This is a genomic window from Pedobacter sp. (assembly GCF_031119335.1).
Classification (GTDB): Bacteria; Bacteroidota; Bacteroidia; order Sphingobacteriales; family Sphingobacteriaceae; genus Pedobacter.
Genome location: NZ_JAVHXT010000004.1, coordinates 267,240 through 287,998, shown reverse-complemented (window position 1 = coordinate 287,998; position 20,759 = coordinate 267,240). Strand labels below are relative to the sequence as shown.

Sequence of the window (20,759 nt, the reverse complement as noted above, 5' to 3'; positions counted from 1 at the left end):
TTAATACGTTATGCTAATTGAAAACGCTACAAATTTTTAATTATTTTTTGTTTGAGGTTGATTTTAAATAGCTTAGCGAATCATAGATGCTCCCAGAAGTTTTCTGAGTTCACTACAAATTGGTTTTCCGGATGATATTTTTCGGTAAACGATTTGGTGAAGTTAACTTTTACTTTAGGGCTATACTTTATCTCATAAACATTGATCTTATTCTCTTGGATTTCTAGAAAGTCTATTTCTGCTTGTTGTGTATTGCGCCAATAGTGCATTTTTCCATAAAAACCATCATAGCTTAATCTTTTGTATTTTTCGCTGATAATGAAGTTCTCAAACAATGCTCCAATATCATTACGGCTTTTTAAAGGGCTGAACTGCCCAATAATCGCATTTCTGATGCCATTATCATAGAAATAGATTTTTGGTTTCGAAGTAATTTCATTTCGCTGGTTTGTAGAATAAGGATGCAGACGAAAAATTACGAAAGCTTTTTCAAGCAAATCAATATAATTAACTACGGTTAACCTGTCTACTCCTAAAATTTTTGCTAATTCATTGTAAGAAACTTCGTTACCTAACTGTAGCGCCAAGGCATTTAGAAGTTTGATGAGCAGGTCGGGCATTTTTATGTTTACCAGTTCCAAAATGTCTTTGTAGAGGTAGCTTCCCGAAAGTTGCAAAAGTACTTTTCTTTTTTGTGTGCTGGTAACTACTTCGGGGTACATGCCATAAATTATAAATTCTTCTAATCGCCCAATTGCATTCGCAAAAGTATATTCGTTTCTAATTTCACGCCATGACAGCGGAAATAATTTGTGCTCCCATTTTCTGCCAGTTAAAGGTTCATTTATTTTATTTCCTAAATCTAAAGAAGAGGAGCCGGTTACAATAATTTGCTTTCCTAATTTAGCATCTATTATCATTTTTATGGCGAGGCCTATGTTTTCAATTCTTTGTGCCTCATCTATAAAAACAACATCGTAATCGCTTATTAAGTTTTTAAGGAAGTTGAAATCTGCATTAGATAATTGAATTCTAGTTTGAGGTTCATCACCATTCAGTTTTAAAACAGATTTGTCCTTTATTAACTCATTGATAAGTGTTGTTTTGCCTACTTGTCTGGGACCTAGCAGGATAATTGCCTTTTTTAAATCCCAATCTTCAAGTATATATGGAATGATTTCTCGCTTTATCATAAAACAAATATATAATATTTTATGATTACGTTCTTAAAAAACTATAATATTTTATGATTATGTTCTTAAAAAACTATAATATTTTGTGGTTTGAAATGTGATGCTTAAGTTTTATTTTCCTTGGTATTATGTCTTTTTAAGCTCAATAACCGTAATTTCTGGCCAAATGCCAATCCTACCAGAAAATCCAATGAACCCAAAGCCCCTGTTTACATTTAAAAATCTGCCATTCTCTTCTTTAACGCCAGCCCAATGCTTGTACCTGAATTGGACAGGGCTCCATTTTAAGCCCAATGCTTCGATGCCAAATTGCATGCCGTGGGTATGTCCAGCTAAGCTAAGGTGTATTTTAGATGGATGATTTTTTACTTGTGCTTCCCAATGTGAAGGGTCGTGTGATAATAGAATTTTAAAATCATCTGTCGCAGTGCCTTTCAAGGCCTTTTCCAAATCACCACGTTCCCCAAAGCCCAAGCCCCAGTTTTCTATGCCTGCTAAAACAATTTTCTGTCCGTTTTTTTCTAGCGTAACATGTTCATCCAGCAATAACTTGAAACCAATTTCTGCATGATAATTCTTCAATTGTTGTAAGTTCTCTCTTTTTACCGCATCACTTTCCCACTTTACATAATCGCCGTAATCGTGGTTGCCCAACACCGAAAATTGCCCAAATGGTGCTTTGATTTGTGAAAAATGATTGATGTAAGGTTTAATTTCTTCCGCTTTGTTATTCACCAAATCTCCAGTAAACACAAACAAATCTGCCTCTTGGCGATTAATCAAATCAATACCTTTTTGTACCGCTTTTGGATTGTTCAAACTCCCTGCATGAACGTCAGAAATTTGCACCAATTTAAAGCCATCAAAGGCAGCTGGTAAATCATCAAAATACAAGCTGTGTTTAATAATACGATAAGCATATTTGCCTTTTAAAATCCCATAGATAAAAACTATGATTATTGTTGACGATAATAGTATTCCTAAATATATGCCATTTAGCGGTCTCTCCGGATAGATGAAATTTCCTTTAGATAAGTAATTTATTCCGCCAGCAATTACTCTGTAAATATCTGTAAGTACTTCGGTTAATACAAAAACCAATAACGAAACAAAGTAAACGAGTAGTACATGCGCACTAATTTTAAACAAGTTTTTTTGTCCGTCTACACTTAATCTGCTTAAACTAAACGAAAATACAATTAGCAACAGTACTGGAAAAACCCATAACCAAGGCAATAGCGGTGCGGCTATAACTGGAGCCAGTGCACTCAACGCATATCCATTAATAAGCAGAAATATTACGGCAAATATTAAGAGCGGTACAAATGGAAGTTTTCTTTTCATGTTTTGAAATTTTGAACCACGTTAGACACCTTAGTGCATTTAAGTTTTTATCAATTCCTAAGGTGTTCTTAGGTGTTTAAGGAGGTAAAATAAAAAGGCATATGGTTAAAATCAAAATTGCGAGGTTCGAAGCAATCCTAAAGCGGTTAAATAATAGCTAAAGTTGTAAGATTGCTTCGTGCCTCGCAATGACGACAATGCCTAAAGTCCCCTTTAGGGGATTTAGGGGTTTAAATCAACTCAACGCTGCGGCTCACAAATGCAGTTAATTCTGCACCCGTTAACATACCTTGCGAAAGTAGTGCTAAATCAACCGCTTGCTTAGCAAATTTGCTTTGCTCTGCTTCATCAGCCGATGCTAAAATTTTGCTTACCAATTTATGGTTTCCATTGATAGCCACTTTGTAACTATCTGGCATGTTGCCGTAGAAACTCATTCCACCGCCCATTTTAGCCATGTCTTTCATTCTACGCATAAACTCATCCATAGTAATCGTTACAGGTGCATCATCTGGACTTAAACCAACAACTTCTACCGTGTAACCTGGTTTGGTAATCGCTTTTTCGAAAATACCTTTAACCGTGGTAGATTGCTCTTCGCTTAATACCGACTCTAACTTCTCGTCTTTTTCAATCAATTGGTTCGCCACCGAAGCATCTACACGTTTCAACAACGTTTTTTCTAACTTCTGCTCAAAACTACTCACAAAGTGACTGTCAATAGCAGAATTCATCACCAAAACATCGTAACCTTTTTTCTCTGCCGCTTGGATAAAGCCATCTTGCTTATCTAAATCTGTAGCATATAGATAAACTACATTTCCATTTTTATCCGTTTGTACTGCACTTACTTTCTCTTTGTACTCCTCAAAAGTGAAAGCCTCTTTTTTAGTATTGGTTAACAAGGCAAAATCTTTCGCTTTATCGTAAAATTTCTCCTCGCTAATCATGCCGTATTTTACGAACAGACCAATATCACCCCATTTTTCTTCAAAACCTTTACGGTCTGCCTTAAACAGTTCGCTTAATTTATCAGCTACTTTTTTAGTGATATAGTTGTTGATTTTCTTCACGTTACCATCAGCCTGCAAGAAACTTCTAGAAACGTTCAAAGGAATATCCGGACTGTCAATCACACCATGTAACAACATCAAGAACTCAGGAACAATATCCTTCACCTCATCAGTAATGAAAACCTGACGAGAGAACAATTTGATTTTGTTGCGCTGCATATCGAAATCTTCCTTCACCTTAGGGAAATACAACACACCCGTTAAATTAAAAGGATAATCAACGTTTAAATGAATCCAGAACAAAGGGTCATCAGAGAACGGGTATAATTGCTTGTAAAAATCCAAGTAATCAGCATCTGACAAATCTGCAGGTGCTTTGGTCCAAATTGGGTTGGTGGTATTTACAATGTTGTCAACCTCAACTGATGTATATTTAGCTTTTCCCTCTTCATCAACACCGTCTTCTACGCTGTCTGTTTTCGTTCCAAATTTAATTGGCACAGGTAAAAACTTAGCGTATTTATCTAAAATCTCTTGTAGTTTGTGCTCGCTTAAAAACTCTTCGCTTTCTGCGTTAATGTGCAAAACTATGTCTGTACCACGAGTAGTTCTAGAACCTTCCGAAATTTCGAAAGAAGTACTACCATCGCAAGTCCATTTAGCAGCTTCAGCACCTTCTTGGTACGATAAAGTGTTGATTTCTACCAAATCAGCTACCATAAATGCAGAGTAGAAACCTAAACCGAACTTACCGATAATCTCGTTGGCATCCTTTGCGTCTTTGAACTTTTCAACAAACTCGCTAGCGCCAGAGAAAGCCACTTGGTTAATGTATTTTTTGATTTCTTCGGCAGTCATACCCAAACCATTATCGCTAATTGTAATGGTTTTTGCTTTTTCATCCAATTTCACTTCTACCAAAGGCTGGCCAACCTCGCCGTTAAACTGACCAAGAGCGCCTAAGCGTTTAATCTTTTGCACCGCATCAACCGCATTAGAAACTAATTCCCTTAAAAAGATTTCATTGTCCGAATACAGGAATTTCTTGATGATTGGGAAAATGTTTTCTGTGTGTATGGAAATACTTCCTTTTTCTGTTGTCATATCTTAAACTAATTTTTTGCTTATACGCTTGTTTATCAATGCTTGTTCCAAAGTAAAATATAGGTCAAAGTGGCAGGGTGTTTCAATTGTATCGGCAATTTTGAAAGTCCCCTTTGGAGCCTGTCCCGACCATTCGGGAGAATTTAGGGGTAAAGCAATTTCAGTAAATCTTCGGTTCCGCTAGTCCCGCTTTACGCTTTACTTTTCCCGATAAAATCCTATCGTGTGGACACAAATAATTGGAAAATATTATTTTCCTCCCCCTGCCCCCTCGGAGAGGGGGATATGCAAAATGCTTAAGCACAGAGTGTCCCCCTTTGGAGGGGGATTCAAGGGGGAGGAACAAGATGTGTCCACACGATAGGATAAAATCGAGATATGTGTTCGCTGCAATCGGGTTTAATTAACCAAAAACTATGCTATTCACATCCACGTCATTCGGAACGCAGTGCAGTCCCGATCGTTAGGTATAGAAATCTTTCGACACGAAATAAGGCTTATATTTCGAAACATTTCCACTTTTTAAAACTCTATTTCTCGTTACATCCGAAATGATGGTGCCCTTAAGCAAAAAAGAAATAGCTAGGTTGCCATTTAACAGTAGCGTAAAATAACCTTTTCATCACATAAATAAACTGCAATAAAAAAAGCACCCAATATTTGGATGCTTTTCGATAGAATTTTAACCTATTTATGCTGTGCCTGCCCTACGCGGATAGCCCACTCACAGGACTTTTTTGTCTTTTCTTAAACGACCTTCGTTTCAGTATAACAAGCTAGCGAAAAATTGGTTTTGTTCCTTTAAATTTTTATTAACAAATCAACAAGTTTGTGAATTACTTCTTGGTGTCGGCATAACCGAATACTTTTTGAAGCAAACCTGTTGAACGTGCGTTTATGTTATCTCTAATTTTTAGTTCCTCTTGAGCAACTTGAACGAACATGCCTTCGATAGCTTTTTCTGCAACGTACTGTGTTAAGTTGGTGTTAACAGGTTTCACTAACGGGATTTTATTATACGCTGCGGCGGCATCTGTCCAATATTTTGTTGCGCCAACTTTGCTCAAACTGTTGCTAATTACCGGAGAAAATCTCTCCATCAGCTGTGCTGTAGTTACTCTTTTAAAGTAAGAAGTAGCGGCATCTTTATTTCCTAAAAGGATATTGGTTGCATCGGCAATAGTCATTTGTTTAATGGCGTTTACAAAGATAGGTTTGGCTTCTTTCGCAGCGTCTTCTGCCGCACGGTTCAAGCTTAAAATCACATTATCTGCCAAAGAATTTAAACCTACGCTGCGTAAGGTGCTTTCTACTTTTTGAGCTTCTTTCGGAAACAAGATTTTAATGGCCATGTTACCAAAAAAACCGTCTTTAACCGAAAGTCTGTCTGCACCAGCCGATGTGCCAATCTCTAAAGCCTGTTTTAAGCCGTTGCTAATTTCCAAACTGCTCGGTGTTCCCATAGCTCCAGTAGCCACCTGACCTAAAATATTACCTAATTTGCCTTGGCTCTGCGCATCGCAACTACTAAGTGAAACGGTAGCTGCTGCCAATAAAAATAATCCTGTTCTTTTCATAAAGTATTGTAATTAAGCTAGGGCTAAAAATATTTAGCGGATTTGCTCGAAAAAATTTGTTGATGGTACGCCAACATAAGAATTTCTCTTGTTGGCGTCTCGTCAAAGTAGAACCAATATTTCGAACGCTCCGATTATTTCTCTTTGCCCGTGGTAGCAAAATTACGCAAATCTTTTGCCATTAGCTGTGCCGATTTAGCTAATTTAACATATTCGGCTCGGTAACCTTCTTTGTCGGTGCCTTTTGCGCCATCGGCCAAAGCAATGGCTTGTTCAAAGGTGCTTTCTTGTACAAATTCCGATTGGCGCAGCAACATGCCAAACATAGCCACCGATGCAGAAAACCTAAAGTTGTCACTGGTTTTGTTCAGCTTATCTTGATAGCTGTCTATTACTGGCTTTTGTAGCAATTTGCTGCTGTCGCCATCTGGTTGTTTGTAGCGCATTTTAACGGTAAGTATTTCATTAGTGTTGTTAGATGATGGAGAGTTCTTGAGAGCATTTTGACGTACATCTTGATATTTGAGCGCATCAACACTTTTGATAAACTTACTTTCTACGCCAACTGGAATAATTTCATACAAGGCGGTTACGGTATGTCCAGCACCCATTTCGCCAGCATCTTTTTTATCGTCGTTAAAATCTTCGTTGTTTAACAAACGGTTTTCATAGCCAATTAAACGGTAAGCTTGCACCTTAGCAGGGTTAAATTCTATCTGTAGCTTTACATCTTTAGCTACGGTAAATAAAGTGCCACCAAATTCATTAATCAATACTTTTCTAGCTTCGCTGATGTTGTCGATGTAGGCATAATTACCGTTGCCTTTGTTGGCCAAAACTTCCATTTTGCTGTCTTTGTAGTTGCCCATGCCAAAGCCGAGAACGGTTAAAAATACACCGCTTTTGCGTTTTTCTTCAATTAGGGTTTGCATATCGCCATCGCTGCTAGCACCTACGTTAAAGTCGCCATCGGTTGCTAAAATGATACGGTTATTACCGCCCTTAATGAAATTTTCTGTAGCTACCTTGTAGGCCAATTTAATACCTGCGCCGCCTGCAGTAGAACCACCCGCACTCAATTTGCTCAATGCTTCTTTAATGGCTTGCTTGTTATCTCCAGAGGTTGATGGTAAAACCAAACCAGAACTACCAGCATAAACCACAATAGCTACTTTATCTTGGTCGCGTAAATTATCTGTAAGTAGACGTAGGGAACTCACTAATAAAGGTAATTTGTTGTAAGATTCCATCGAACCTGAAACATCAATTAAGAAAACCAAGTTAGATGGTGGCAATTTCTCGGTAGGGATGTTTTTCGCTTTTAGCCCAATATGTACCAAACGATGTTGACTGTTCCAAGGAGCGGTACCGATTTCAGTAACAATATTTACTGGGTCGTCGCCTTTTGGTTGTGCATAGCTGTAATCAAAATAGTTGATCATTTCTTCTATACGCACTGCATCTTTTGGAGGCAAGCCGCCGTTATTAATGAACCTGCGCATATTGCTGTAAGATGCGGCATCTACATCGATAGAAAAAGTAGAAAGTGGCTCGTTGGTTACTTTTTTGAAGGCATTTTCGGTTATGTGTGCATAGTTTTCGGTGTTTTGAGGAGCTTGATAAAAGTGTGCGCCATTACCCGTTGCCATTATACTTTTGTTAGCTGAAATACCTACAACCCTACCCGCTAAAGCTTCTGCGACTGGCGGAGCAACCATCTTCATGTCAGCTGATTTGTGCATTCTTTTTTGTTGCTTACCATATCCTACCACGACAAGTTCTTTTAAAGCTTGGTTATCCTCATCCAATTTAATATTGATAACATCAGTTTTTCCTATCGTAATCTTTTTGGTAACGAAACCTAAGTTCATTACTTGCAAATGCGTATCTGTAGACGGAATTACAATTTTATATTTTCCGTTTTTATCAGATGATACGGAAGTTTTACTCGGCAAACTTTTAACCGTTGTACCAGGTAAGGCTAAGCCATCTGATGCGCTAACTATAGTGCCAGAAATTTCTCTGGTTGGGTTGGCTTTATATCCTAAAAGTAGGATTAAAGCGATAATTGAGGTGAATAATGTTTTCATTGTTTAGAGTTTTAAATGTAAAGTCTTTCGATAATTAATTTGTAGCATTGGCTCGTGCTCTGCGAATTTTAATAATCCGTTTAACTACGAAGTACAAGCCAAATAAAATGATGAGATAAGGCCAAATACTCACTGCCCAAAGCACAAAGCCTACAATAGATTGCCATCCGTCATTAAGCGCTACTTTTGTTCTGGTTAAAAAGCCACTTTTTGGTTGCGCTAAGTATTCTTTTTCTTGGTAAAGGCTGATATTTAGAGTGCTAAATGCTACCTGGTCTGCCAAATATTTCAATCGCCCCTGTTGGCTGTCTATTTCTTCTTCTAGCGTTCTAATATTTTCTTCAATGGCCAAAATGTCTTTTACAGTTGCAGCTTTGGCAAGTATTTGTTTGTAACGCAGCAAATACTGACGTTTGGTTGCCAATCGAGTTTCAATATCTACGTACTCCTCTGTTACATCTCTAGCTTGCAAGTTTTTGGCTTCTATTTTATCTTCCCCATTTTCCATGGCGGCTATTAATTGCTCAAAACTTGCCGATGGTATGCGTATTTTCAAATTATAGGCAACACTTTGTTCGTTATTCTGCAAGTCTTCACTTTCATAGTAAGCGTTAAGTTTTTTCAGCAATTGGTCAATTCTCTTTTTGCTATCGCTGATGTTCCGGCTCTTCACCGTCATACTGCCATCTTTAATGATTTTTTGTTTGTTGATGGCTATTTGAGAGTTTGCTGAAGTCACGTTGTTTTCCAGTCGATTATCTTCGTATTTTGAAGATGGAGCAGGAGCCATCAACTTCACTGCAGATGCTTGGTCAGCCACAGCTTCGGTAACAACTATTTCATCTACAGCATCAGATTTGTTTTCTTGTTTATTACCGCAAGCACTCAGCATAAAAACTGCACAGTAAGCTATTAAATGAGGTATTTTCATGTCCTAAGGTTTTTTGGTGATGGTGTTTTATTCGAAAATCTTTTTCGGTCTAATAACTTATCGACTTTTGGACTTATCGTTTAAGGGTAGATGTAGCTATCCACAATTTTCCATACCCATCTCGAAAAATATTTTTATACTTGAAGAAATTTAGGAATTCCGAGACGTTTGAAGTTTATCAAAAATACATCTAGAGTTGGGGAGAATGCGACGCAAGACGATCTCTCGCTAGTTGCAGCTTACCAAGAAAGCGGCGATTTAGAAGTATTGGGTAAGCTTTATAACAGATATATGCACTTAGTTTTTGGGGTGTGCTTCAACTATTTTAAAGATGAAGAGCAAAGCAAGGATGCAGTAATGCAAATTTTTGAAGAACTAGTGAAGAAACTTCGTGTACATCAGGTGCAGAATTTTAAAAGCTGGCTGCATGTGCTCACCCGAAACCATTGCTTAATGGCTTTGCGCAAGTCGAGCAAAAATCCAACGGTAAGTATTGAAGAAAATTTTGTGGAAAATGATGAGTTGGTGCATCTTGATATCGACAACACAAAAGAAACACAGCTTACCATCATGGAAAAGTGTATGGAAACCCTTTCGGAAGAACAACGAAAAAGCGTAGATTTATTCTATCTACAAGAAAAATGCTATAAAGAAGTTGCCGATATTACGGGTTACGATATGCTGAAAGTGAAAAGCTATATCCAAAATGGAAAGCGCAATTTGAAAATTTGTATTGAAAAGAACAGTGGGCAATAACGAATGGTTAGATATTGATGTACTAGACGATTACCTAGAAGGTAAACTCGACCCTCGTACCATGCATAAGGTTGAGCGAATTTCGCTCGAAGACCCTTTTGTTGCCCAAGCTTTAGCAGGTTTAACCGAAGCTAAGAAGCGTACACAAACGCTTTCTCTCCTGCAGAAGCAATTGCAAGAACGCATAGCCGAAAAGCCAGTTGAACGTAAAATGTGGCGAATTACCTCGTTGCGATTAAGCATCGCCGCAACTGCCGCCGTGGTATTTATTGTGGTTAGCGTTTTGTTTTTGATGCGTGAAAATCAACGTAAAATTCAAAGTGATTTTGCGGCACGAAATAAGACAGTAGAGGTAGATTTAAAACCTGAAGTTGCCGCTGTTGCGCCGGTTGATACCTTGTCGAAAACAGCAGCAGAAACATTGCTAGATCAAAAGAAGGTTACGCAAGCATTGGATAACACATTATCGAAAAACGGCCAAGCTATTGCAAAAAATAATAAGGCTGTTCAGGAAGAAGCTGTAGCGGCATCTGTTTTACAAGAAAAACAGTTTAAATCTGCACGACTTAAACAGGAAAATTATCAAAAACAAAACACAGTAATGGGACCGCCAATTGCTGCGCCAACATCACCAGTGCAGGTTTTGGATAGTAGGGTAGATGGTATCCAAGTGAAAACAGATCCATATGCGAGGTCTGTTAAAGGTACCGTATATGATATTGCTGGCAGGCCACTATCTGGTGCCGATGTGAAAATGGTGGGTAAAGATATTAGGGCAATTACGAATGTGAGCGGCGAATTTACTTTGCCGATAGATAAAGACAGCAACAAGGTTACTTTAGAGGTAGCTTCGTTAGGCTTTGCCAGAAAAAATGTGGAAGCAAGAGCTAACGAGAAATTAAATATCCGTTTGGATGGAAGTAGTTCTGCTCTGAGTGAAGTGGTGGTAGTAGATGCTGGGCAAGCAAAAAGAAAATCTGTAATAGCTGCAAAAGAAGTTGCTGATGAGGTGCTTATTGGTATCCCTAAAATTGGCTGGAAAGCTTATGGCGAATATCTAGCTAAAGAAAACAAACTTTATGTTGATGGCTCAAAATTGGTAATGTTAAATTTTACTATTCTCCCTGATGGTACACCTAGCGATATCAAAGTAGGAAAGTCGGCTGGAAAGGATTTTGACGAAGAAGCGATAAGACTGCTAAAGAATGGTAGTAAGTGGAATTACCCAGCAGGTGTAAATAAAACTACTGCGATCAGCATCAAATTCTAAATGTATAAAGTTGGTAAATTTCTAGAAAAGGATCTTGATAAGCTGCTCCCTTTTATGCAGGCTCATCCTTTTGCTGTAGTCATTGGCGCAAACCAAAATATTCCATCGGCCACGCAAATACCTTTACAAATTAAACAAGATGGTGATGTTGTTAAGCTTGTTGGCCATGTGATGCGAAAAACCGACCATCATGAGGCTTTTGTAGCAAACGAGAATGTGTTGGCACTGTTTCATGGTGCGCATGCTTATGTGAGTGCTTCGGTCTACGAAAATCCGGCATCAGCTTCTACTTGGAATTACAGTTCGGTTTACGCTGCCGGCAAAATTAGAATGTTAAATGATGAAGAAACTAGAAGCGTAATTAAAGAACTTACCAATCAATACGAAGCTACTGACAGTCCAGCGGCTTTTCATCGCATGTCTGATGAATACATCAACCATCATTTAAAAGCTATTGCAGGTTTTGAAATTACCGTAACTTCTTTAGATGGAGTTTTTAAATTGAGCCAAAACCATCCGCAAGGTAATAAAGAAGCAATTGTTAAACAGCTTTCGCAGAGCGATGACGTGCAAGAGCAGGAAGTAGCGAAGCAGATGAAAGATTTAAATGGCTAGACTGCTTTATTGTTAAATTGTTTTTTGTTCCCGCTGATTATATTGATTTCCTCTGCAGATATTCGCTGATATTTTTGCCGACTTAATGATGCGTTTTCTTTTCTTCCCCTTTGGGGGAGGTTAGGAGGGGTTTTAGCACTCTGGCAAACTAATCGGGATATTTGTTGCTAAACCACCGTCAGAAGTTTCTTTGTATTTAGAGTTCATATCTAAAGCGGTTTCCCACATGGTATTTACTACCGCATCTAAGCTTACTTTTGCCTTATCAGGATTACTTTGCAGTGCCAACTGACTAGCAGTAATGGCTTTGATGGCACCCATGGTATTACGTTCGATGCAAGGAATTTGCACCAAGCCGCCGATAGGATCGCAGGTTAAACCCAAGTGATGTTCCATGGCTATTTCTGCCGCCATTAATACCTGTCGTTGCGAACCACCCAAACATTCTGTTAAAGCCGCTGCTGCCATTGCAGAGGAAACACCAATTTCTGCCTGACAACCACCCATCGCTGCAGAAATAGTAGCTCCTTTTTTGAAAATACTGCCAATTTCACTAGCACAAGCAATAAACTGAATGATTTTATCTTCGGTGTAACCATCGCAAAAAGTAATAAAATATTGCAATACAGCTGGAATTACACCCGAAGCGCCATTGGTTGGGGCAGTTACCACACGACCGAAAGCAGCATTTTCTTCGTTTACTGCCAAGGCGAAACAACTTACCCAATCTAAAATATAGTTAAAGCCCATCCCGCCTTTACGAATAGCCAGCATCCAACTATCATAATCGGTATAGGTTTGGTCACCAATTAAGCGCTGATTTAATTTCGCAGCTCTACGGGCAACGTCTAATCCGCCAGGTAAAAAACCAGCAGTATGGCAACCTCTATAAATACATTCTTTAATTACTTTATAATGTTGTAGAATTCCTTTTTTGGTTTCGGCTTCTGGTCGCCAAGCGGCTTCATTTTCCATTACAATTTCCGAAACTTTTAAGCCAGTGGTTAAGCACCAATGTAAAAGTTCGCTGGCTTTCTCTACCGGAAACGGTAACTCAACCTGTTCTTTTTCGGAACTGTCTTGCCCTTCTTTTACCACGAAGCCACCTCCTATACTGTAATAAGTCTCAGAAATGGCTTTGCTAGTTGATAACAATGCCTGAAAAGTAACTGCATTCGGGTGAAAAGGCAAGCTTTCAGCAAAAAGGAATATCAAATCATCCTCATAAGAGAAGTTGATTTTGAAATGCCCTGCAAGCAGCAATTTCTGTGTCTCTTTGATTTCGGCAACAGTACTGTCAATCGCATTTACGTCAAAAGTAACGGGATCTCCGCCAGCTAAGCCTAACAGAATAGCTATGTCAGTTCCGTGGCCTTTGCCGGTTTTAGCTAAAGAACCGTATAATAAGATTTTAACTTGTTCTACATCGTCTAAAACCCCCTGTGCTACTAGGCTATTGGTAAATTGTTGCGCAGCACGCCATGGGCCAAGTGTGTGCGAGCTAGAAGGGCCAATTCCTATCTTAAATATATCGAATACCGAAATTTGTTCATTAGGCATAATACAAAGCTACGATTGTTTTGTGATTTAAATTGGTGAATAATCTTGTAATTTTTTATCTTCATAACCAACAAACATTTAAAAAATAACGCCATGGAACAAACAAACTTTGAAGAAGAATTAGATTTAACCTATTGTAGAGCAAGTACCGGGAAAAGATTTGCCAATTATATTATAGATATGATCGTTTTTTATATTCTGGTTATTTTACTTGGTATTGCAATAGGATTTTTTAAGCCTGAACTTCTGCCTGAAGGGGATGGCGGTATCTTAGAGCGTATAATATCATTGATATGTTACGGATTGTTAATGTTCATTATAGAGGCAGCTTGTCACGGAAAAACCTTAGGAAAAGTAATTACTGGAACTAAAGCAGTAAATATGGATGGTAGTGATATTGGCTTCCAAAAGGCTTTTACACGTAACATTATTAGGTCTATTCCTTTTAATGCGCTTAGTGCTTTTGGTACACCTTGTAATCCATGGCATGATGCATGGTCTGATACGATGGTAGTTGACGAAAAAAAATTAGATCTGCAACGTAGAAAAGAAATTTTTTATACAGAGCTGAGATCGTCAAATGATTAGTTTCTTTAGATTACTAAAAATCAAACTCAATAATACTACTGTCTTGCAGCATGGTTTCTACAAACTCATGATGCTTGGCAGGACTTCCAACCGCATCCCAAGTTCCGGTAATGATACCGTTGGCTAATTGATGTTTGCCTCTGGTTGGTTTTAATTTGTGCTGTTTAAAGATGAGTTCGTAGTTATCTAAGTCTTTATTCTGATATTTCTTTACAATGCGGTAAGTGCGTTTAGTAAAACGGCGATCGGCTACATTTTCGATATAAGGAAAGATTAACAAAGAAAGTAATACAACCGCAGTTACACCAATAGCCTGGATAAAATAACCCGAACCCACTGCCATGCCAATAGCAGCTACAATCCAAATTACGCAGGCGGTGGTTAAGCCTTTTACTCTGTTTTCTTCTTTAAAGATTACACCAGCACCAAGAAAACCGATACCAGTTACAATGTTAGAGGCAATACGGTCATGACTGCTATCGCCAATTTTAACGGAAAGTACTGTAAATAATGCAGAGCCTAAGCCAATCATAATCATCGTTTTTAAACCTGCCGACTTGCTTCGGTATTCGCGTTCTGCACCTATTAAGCCACAAAGTAAAATTGCCAGCAAAAACTTGTTTACCTCTGCAATGGTAAGGAATTGATTTCTATCTCCTAGTATTTCCCACATGGGTTAAATGTAGAAAGTAAAAAGGTAAAAGTAAAAAGTTTTTTTTACGGTCCTTTAACCCAAATAGATTTGGAGAATAATTTTAAGTTTGCCGCCGTTGGGGCTCTTACTTTTTGACCGCAAAAAGTAACAAAAACTCTCGGTTGCCTATTTTTCTTTTAAAGTAAATGCTTTGGCTTATCGGTGCAATCCGAAAAATAGGAGACCGAAAATTAGCTGAACGAAGATTTGAGGGGCTATCGCTTGCAACGAACTTAATTTCGTTATCTCGAACTCAAGTTAGTGGGTTTAGAATATCAAATTTTAGGATGTGCATCTGGTGTCCCCCTTTGGAGGGGGTAGGGGGAGGATTTTTGTTAAGTTATAAAGAGGGCAAGTGGCAAAGAAATAGGGTTGGATATAATTCTGGCTTTGTTAACTAGCCCGGATTGAAGTGGATCCCGATTTTTCATCGGGAGTAGCGAAAAGCCGGACTTTCGAAAGATAGTAGCAAGGAAATTACGCTTCTAGACAAGTTTATAGAGATTGCTTCGTTCCTCGCAATGACGAGATATTGCACAAACAAAAATCCCTCAAAACTTGCGCCTTGAGGGATTTTTTGTATTCTTCGACTACTTGTCCCGAACCTTCGGGAAGCTCAGGATGACACCTGGCAAGTCGCTTTTATTAGTCCCCTTTAGGGGATTTAGGGGTTTACATCATGCCGCCCATGCCGCCGCCCATTGGTGGGTGTGCGTGACCTGCATCTGCTGCTTCTGGCTCATCTGCCAAAACAACTTCTGTTGTTAACAACATTGCTGCAATTGAAGCTGCGTTTTCTAATGCTACACGAGATACTTTAGTTGGGTCGATAACACCAGCACCAATTAAGTTCTCATAAACATCTGTACGAGCATTGTAACCGAAATCTGCAGTACCTTCTTTTACTTTTTGTACAACGATAGAACCTTCGATACCTGCGTTCTCACAGATCTGACGTAATGGCTCTTCGATTGCACGTTTCACGATGGCAATACCAGTAGTTTCGTCGTCGTTATCACCTTTTAAGTCAGCTAATGAAGCTACCGCACGGATGAAAGCCACACCACCACCAGCAACAATACCTTCTTCTACAGCAGCACGAGTTGCGTGTAAAGCATCATCAACGCGGTCTTTTTTCTCTTTCATCTCTACTTCTGATGCAGCACCTACGTAAAGTACAGCAACACCACCAGAAAGTTTAGCTAAACGCTCTTGTAATTTTTCTTTGTCGTAGTCAGATGTAGTCGTCTCGATTTGAGCTTTGATTTGACCCACACGAGCTTTGATATCTTCAGTTTTACCAGCACCGTTAATTACAGTAGTATTGTCTTTATCAACAACCACTTTCTCAGCAGTACCTAAGTAAGAAAGATCAGCGTTTTCTAATTTGTAACCTCTTTCTTCAGAAATTACGGTACCGCCAGTTAAGATAGCGATGTCTTCTAACATTGCTTTTCTTCTATCGCCAAAACCTGGAGCTTTAACAGCAGCCACTTTCAGCGAACCACGGATTTTGTTAACTACCAAAGTAGCTAAAGCTTCGCCATCTAAATCTTCAGCAATAATTAAAAGCGGTTTACCAGTTTGTACAGTTTTTTCCAATACTGGCAACAATTCTTTCATGTTGCTGATTTTTTTGTCGTAGATTAAGATGAAAGGAGAATCTAAATCAGCTTCCATTTTATCTGCATTAGTTACAAAGTACGGAGAAAGGTAACCTCTGTCGAATTGCATACCTTCTACAGTTTTTACTTCTGTTTCAGTACCTTTTGCTTCTTCTACAGTAATTACACCATCTTTACCCACTTTTTGCATTGCCTCAGCAATTAACGAACCGATTACCTCATCGTTGTTTGCAGAAATTGAAGCAACTTGTTTGATTTTGTTGTTGTCTTCGCCTACAGTTTGAGATTGAGTTTTCAAGTTCTCTACTACGGCAGCAACTGCTTTATCGATACCACGTTTCAAATCCATTGGATTTGCACCAGCAGCTACGTTTTTAATACCAGCAGTAACAATTGCTTGCGCCAGTACAGTAGCAGTTGTAGTTCCATCACCTGCAATATCAGCAGTTTTAGAAGCTACTTCTTTCACCATTTGAGCACCCATGTTTTCAATTGGATCTTTTAAATCAATTTCTTTAGCTACAGTTACACCATCTTTAGTAATTGCAGGTGAACCGAATTTTTTATCAATAATTACGTTACGTCCTTTTGGACCTAAAGTTACTTTTACTGCATTTGCTAAAGTGTCTACACCTCTTTTCAGTGCGTCACGAGCTTCAACGTTATATCTTACTTGTTTTGCCATTGTTATTTACGATTTTAGATTTACGAGTTACGAATAACCCAAATCTTTAAACTTTTTACTTTATATTTTTACTTAAGATTATCCTATTACAGCGTAAATATCACTTTCACGCATAATTAAATACTCTTTTCCTTCGTGAGATACTTCAGTACCAGCAAATTTGCCATAAAGTACTGCATCACCAACTTTTACAGTCATTGGTTCATCTTTTTTACCAGCGCCAACAGCAACTACGGTTCCTTGTTGAGGTTTTTCTTTTGCAGTATCAGGGATATAGATACCAGAAGCTGTCTTTTCTTCAGCAGGTGCGGCTTCTACCACAATCCTGTCTCCAATTGGTTTTAAATTTAAAGCCATAACTCTAATAATATTATTTTGATTTTAAAATGTTTAAATTAACAGTAAATCCATTATCAGTTATTATGCCAAGGGCTTTTAGTTTGACAAATTTGCACGGCTTTGTCAGTTAGGTCAATTATCCCTTAAATTTTGGTGTCAGACTGACAGTGAAAGTGGCCGTTTTTGATTAACTCGCTTTAATTTTTGGGAGCGCAGTTTAACAAGGATTTATCTTCCGACAGTCCCGCTTTTCGGCTCTAGTCCTCAGTCGTTTTGCCCATGCTTTATCAAACGCTCACTCCTTCCGGACTGCCGCCTTCAATCGGGGCTAATTAACAAAAACCAGAAGCAGTTTTGTCAATTTCAGAAGAAACAAAAAAGGCTACGAAACTTGTGTTTAGTAGCCTTTTTATATCAGTACATTTAAATTTAGTCTTTATTAAAGGTCATTTCTGATTTATAATCGTACGTAAAACCGTTAATTACGTCAGTACCTTCTGAGATTACCACAAATTCCTTTTTTGAATTCCAACGCAGTTGACTAGTTTCTTCATCTCCATTTTTGCTCTTTATCGTAATTGAATTTTCAGTTGCGGTAAATGTTCCACTATCATCCAATTTACCATCTTCGTACATACTTATATTATTACCATCGAAAACAATATAAAGTTGTCCTTTTTTATAAGTTTCGGTATGTTCGCTAGTTTTCGTTCCGTTTGTGCTTTCAACAGAATACGCTTTGGTTAAGTTCCATCTTCCCTTTAACCTATCCTCTGGGTCTTTCTTACATGCCGTTAAAGAGGTAATGGTAATAAATAAAATTAGTAGAGCTTTTTTCATCCTTATTAGTTTTGTCAAATATATTTCATTCTAAATACGTACACAATACTTAGAAATGGGTAATTAAAACAAAAAAACTCCTTGGCGGTTAACCAAGGAGCTACATTTATATTCGCTTTAATTAAAGCTTATTTCTTTGTAGTGTCTGTAGCGGCAGGAGTTGCTGCAGGTGCAGTAGACTTAGGCAAAGCACTTCCAATTGGAGAAGGAGCTGCTGCCTTGTTGATGTGCTCGTCAATTTTTGAACCTGTTGAGCCGCCTGTGTTACCAGATTTGCTCATTGCAGTAATTGCTAACGAGAACACAACAATTAGCGCTAGCAATACCCAAGTTCCTTTTTCTAATACATCGCCAGTACGTTGTACACCAAACATGTTGCTGCTTGCGCCGCCAGTAGCCAAACCGCCACCTTTAGGGTTTTGGATTAAAATGAAGAAGGCCAATGCAACACATGCAATCACCAATAAAACGATAAGTAGGGTAGTCGCCATTTTTTATGTAATATTTTAAATTTTCTTTTCTAAAGATTGGATAAGGTCGGCAAAGTAACCACTTTTTTCTGGAAATTTCAAACTTAATTTTTGATAAGTATCTATTGCCTTGTGGTAAAGCGTTTGTTCGATATAAATTTGAGCTAAGGTTTCAGACACTAAATCATTAGAGTCTTCTGCGCTTTTCTTTGCTTTGTTTTCGTTATTGATCTGGTTTGGTGGAAGCGCCTTAATCTGCGGATCGTTTTTGATGAACGTATCAATTATTGCACTTTCCTTAGTTGGTGATCCTTTTTGTAAGCTTGTTTCTGTTTCTTGCTCAGGTTCAAAAGGAGCTTGTATGTGGAAAATGTTTTCTACATACTGCTGATGTAAATCTTGTGTTTGCGCCGCCGGTTTGTTAGTTGATACAAATGGTCTGAAGATTTGCTCGTGATCTTTACGTGTTTTGGCCAGCCACCATAAAAATGTGAAAGGCAGCTGATCATCGTCATACTTACTTACAATATTTTCTTTTGCAGAAGCTGCAAAACTTGAAACTGTAGATATGTTTGGTTCTGATTTTGTAAGTTGTTCTTCGCCAGTTTCTTCCTCAATTTGCTCGGAGCTAAAATTAGTATCAAAAGCAAAGAAATTGGCAGAAGCGAATGTTTCTACTTCTATTAAATCTCGTTCTTTTACGTCAATGCTAGGTTCAACAGGTTGTTCATTTTCAATAAGTAATTCATCTTGGCTGATGAGCTCTTCTGAGGGCTCCATCTCGGCCTCAGCCTTAACCTCAATTATTTCTTCGTCCTTTGTAATCCCGCTTTGAGTACTCACTACCTGCGGCGGAACCAATTCCGTAATTTCCTCGAAAGTTTCTTGCTCGTCTGCCTCAGCGGTAGTTTGCGTTTCTTCTCGTGGCTGCTCTTCAGCTTCGCAAACCTTAATAACCTCACTTTCTAAAGGTGCAAGGTTTTCTATTTCTGGAACCACGAAATGATGAGCTGACGGTTTTTCTGTTTCAATCGAAACAGGTTTTTCGACATCAATTTCCTGCGTAGTTGCTGCTTCTGGTAAATCATCTACAGCAATGATCTCGTTAGGTAGCGGCGCTAAATTCTCAATTTCTGGCGCATCTTCAACAGTATTTTCGCTAGTAGCTAAAGTTTCAATTTCTTCAACTTTTACCACGTCGTTTAAATCAATTGAAATTTCTAAATCACTATTCCATGTAGGGTTAGTAATGATATTGATTTCATCGTTATTAATTAGCGTTTGTGGCTCGTGCAACATCCTATGTAAGATATTGCCATTGTTATAAAGCGCTGCTAAAGTGAATGCTTGCTGTTGTTTTTCGCTACCATTGCTGGCTTTTGCCAACAATAAATATAGCGGCTGATAATATGGATAAGTTTCAATAAGGTTTTGCAAAAACGGGATATGTTCTTGCCCGGCCAAGTTAGGTTTGGCGAGTAACTTATCCAATTGTTGCTTCGTCTCAATATTCAACTCCATTGCGCTAAGTTAGTAATTGCAATACATTATTTCCCTACCATTGCGCAAAAGCACGGTTAAAAATGTTTTCCGTAAGCTTATTGTTCACCTCTTTAATCAATGCTGGCTCTTGGCTCTGCAAGCTTCCCGTTAACGTAAAATCTTGAAACTGCGTAAAGCTCTCCTTAAAACTAGACTTCACTTTTCCTGTATCTAGATTATTAGTGTAGGTAACCTCTACAGTAATGCTTAAACGGTTACCTCCAGCAGTTGGGCGGTTGTTATCTCCAAAAGCAATAGGCGTAATAGAATAAGCAGTAATACGGCCTTCCATGGTTGCATCGGCCTCGTTTTGAGTGATACTTAGTCTACTTTGTGTACGTATCCTTTCCTTCAAAGCTTCGGTAAACGATTGTGCTAAAGTTGGTACTACTAATGGCGCAACGTTTTCAAAGAAACGGACATTAATAGTTTTCATATTAACTGGAATAGAGGCTCCATTAAACTTGTAGCTGCAACCTGCAAATGCCAAAAAGATGGCGAAAAGCAAAAATATCTTCTTCAT

Annotated in this window: 18 protein-coding genes; 4 read left to right on the top strand and 14 right to left on the bottom strand. The window is 38.4% G+C overall.

Translation table 11 applies throughout. The annotated features are described in order from the left end of the window. Positions 1 to 80: 80 nt before the first annotated feature. From REI64_RS06755 to REI64_RS06730, 6 genes are all read right to left on the bottom strand, one after another. Entirely contained in the window at positions 81 to 1,193 is a 1,113-nt protein-coding gene (locus tag REI64_RS06755; RefSeq protein ID WP_308849346.1) for an ATP-binding protein, read from the bottom strand. Between the two features lie 126 nt (positions 1,194 to 1,319). Continuing rightward, a complete protein-coding gene (locus REI64_RS06750) occupies positions 1,320 to 2,537 on the bottom strand; it encodes a metallophosphoesterase (protein WP_308849345.1) in 1,218 nt (405 codons plus the stop codon). Between the two features lie 230 nt (positions 2,538 to 2,767). After that, the gene (gene htpG / locus REI64_RS06745; RefSeq protein WP_308849344.1) at positions 2,768 to 4,654 is read right to left on the bottom strand and encodes a molecular chaperone HtpG; all 1,887 of its coding nucleotides are present in this window, start codon (positions 4,652 to 4,654) and stop codon (positions 2,768 to 2,770) included. Between the two features lie 836 nt (positions 4,655 to 5,490). Continuing rightward, positions 5,491 to 6,231, bottom strand: a complete 741-nt coding sequence (locus tag REI64_RS06740) for a DUF4197 domain-containing protein (RefSeq protein ID WP_308849343.1) — start codon at positions 6,229 to 6,231, stop codon at positions 5,491 to 5,493. 134 nt (positions 6,232 to 6,365) lie between these two features. Then, a complete protein-coding gene (locus REI64_RS06735; protein WP_308849342.1) occupies positions 6,366 to 8,321 on the bottom strand; it encodes a von Willebrand factor type A domain-containing protein in 1,956 nt (651 codons plus the stop codon). A 34-nt stretch (positions 8,322 to 8,355) separates the two neighbouring features. Continuing rightward, positions 8,356 to 9,252, bottom strand: coding sequence for a DUF4349 domain-containing protein (locus REI64_RS06730; protein WP_308849341.1), 897 nt, complete (start codon positions 9,250 to 9,252; stop codon positions 8,356 to 8,358). A 168-nt stretch (positions 9,253 to 9,420) separates the two neighbouring features. Between REI64_RS06730 and REI64_RS06725 the strand changes: the two genes are divergently transcribed. Genes REI64_RS06725 through REI64_RS06715 form a run of 3 tightly spaced genes read left to right on the top strand, consistent with a single transcriptional unit; the run spans position 9,421 to position 11,893 of the window. Beyond that, on the top strand, positions 9,421 to 10,008 hold the full coding sequence (locus tag REI64_RS06725; RefSeq protein WP_308849340.1) for a sigma-70 family RNA polymerase sigma factor: 588 nt from the start codon (positions 9,421 to 9,423) through the stop codon (positions 10,006 to 10,008). Continuing rightward, on the top strand, positions 9,986 to 11,278 hold the full coding sequence (locus tag REI64_RS06720; RefSeq protein ID WP_308849339.1) for a carboxypeptidase-like regulatory domain-containing protein: 1,293 nt from the start codon (positions 9,986 to 9,988) through the stop codon (positions 11,276 to 11,278). Before REI64_RS06725 ends, REI64_RS06720 begins: the two co-directional genes overlap by 23 nt. Continuing rightward, positions 11,279 to 11,893 (top strand): FMN-binding negative transcriptional regulator, encoded by a 615-nt coding sequence (locus REI64_RS06715; RefSeq protein WP_308849338.1) that lies wholly within the window; start codon positions 11,279 to 11,281, stop codon positions 11,891 to 11,893. Between the two features lie 132 nt (positions 11,894 to 12,025). Here the strand turns inward: REI64_RS06715 and REI64_RS06710 are convergent, their stop codons facing one another. Beyond that, on the bottom strand, positions 12,026 to 13,453 hold the full coding sequence (locus tag REI64_RS06710) for an L-serine ammonia-lyase (RefSeq protein WP_308849337.1): 1,428 nt from the start codon (positions 13,451 to 13,453) through the stop codon (positions 12,026 to 12,028). Positions 13,454 to 13,546: 93 nt separating this feature from the next. Here REI64_RS06710 and REI64_RS06705 point away from each other — a divergent pair, with 93 nt between their 5' ends. Then, positions 13,547 to 14,041 (top strand): RDD family protein, encoded by a 495-nt coding sequence (locus tag REI64_RS06705; protein WP_308849336.1) that lies wholly within the window; start codon positions 13,547 to 13,549, stop codon positions 14,039 to 14,041. 13 nt (positions 14,042 to 14,054) lie between these two features. Here REI64_RS06705 and REI64_RS06700 read toward each other — a convergent pair whose 3' ends face one another. From REI64_RS06700 to REI64_RS06670, 7 genes are all read right to left on the bottom strand, one after another. Next, positions 14,055 to 14,714 (bottom strand): MgtC/SapB family protein, encoded by a 660-nt coding sequence (locus REI64_RS06700; RefSeq protein WP_308849335.1) that lies wholly within the window; start codon positions 14,712 to 14,714, stop codon positions 14,055 to 14,057. A 693-nt stretch (positions 14,715 to 15,407) separates the two neighbouring features. Then, on the bottom strand, positions 15,408 to 17,045 hold the full coding sequence (gene groL, locus REI64_RS06695) for a chaperonin GroEL (RefSeq protein WP_308849334.1): 1,638 nt from the start codon (positions 17,043 to 17,045) through the stop codon (positions 15,408 to 15,410). A 78-nt stretch (positions 17,046 to 17,123) separates the two neighbouring features. After that, positions 17,124 to 17,402 carry a co-chaperone GroES gene (gene groES / locus REI64_RS06690; RefSeq protein ID WP_138722410.1) on the bottom strand — a complete coding sequence of 93 codons (279 nt, stop codon included), beginning with the start codon at positions 17,400 to 17,402 and terminating at the stop codon, positions 17,124 to 17,126. A gap of 411 nt (positions 17,403 to 17,813) precedes the next feature. Further along, on the bottom strand, positions 17,814 to 18,224 hold the full coding sequence (locus REI64_RS06685; protein ID WP_308849333.1) for a hypothetical protein: 411 nt from the start codon (positions 18,222 to 18,224) through the stop codon (positions 17,814 to 17,816). 128 nt (positions 18,225 to 18,352) lie between these two features. After that, the gene (gene secG, locus REI64_RS06680) at positions 18,353 to 18,715 is read right to left on the bottom strand and encodes a preprotein translocase subunit SecG (protein ID WP_308849332.1); all 363 of its coding nucleotides are present in this window, start codon (positions 18,713 to 18,715) and stop codon (positions 18,353 to 18,355) included. A gap of 15 nt (positions 18,716 to 18,730) precedes the next feature. Further along, positions 18,731 to 20,215, bottom strand: a complete 1,485-nt coding sequence (locus REI64_RS06675) for a hypothetical protein (protein WP_308849331.1) — start codon at positions 20,213 to 20,215, stop codon at positions 18,731 to 18,733. A gap of 34 nt (positions 20,216 to 20,249) precedes the next feature. Then, on the bottom strand, positions 20,250 to 20,759 hold the full coding sequence (locus REI64_RS06670; RefSeq protein ID WP_308849330.1) for an LptE family protein: 510 nt from the start codon (positions 20,757 to 20,759) through the stop codon (positions 20,250 to 20,252).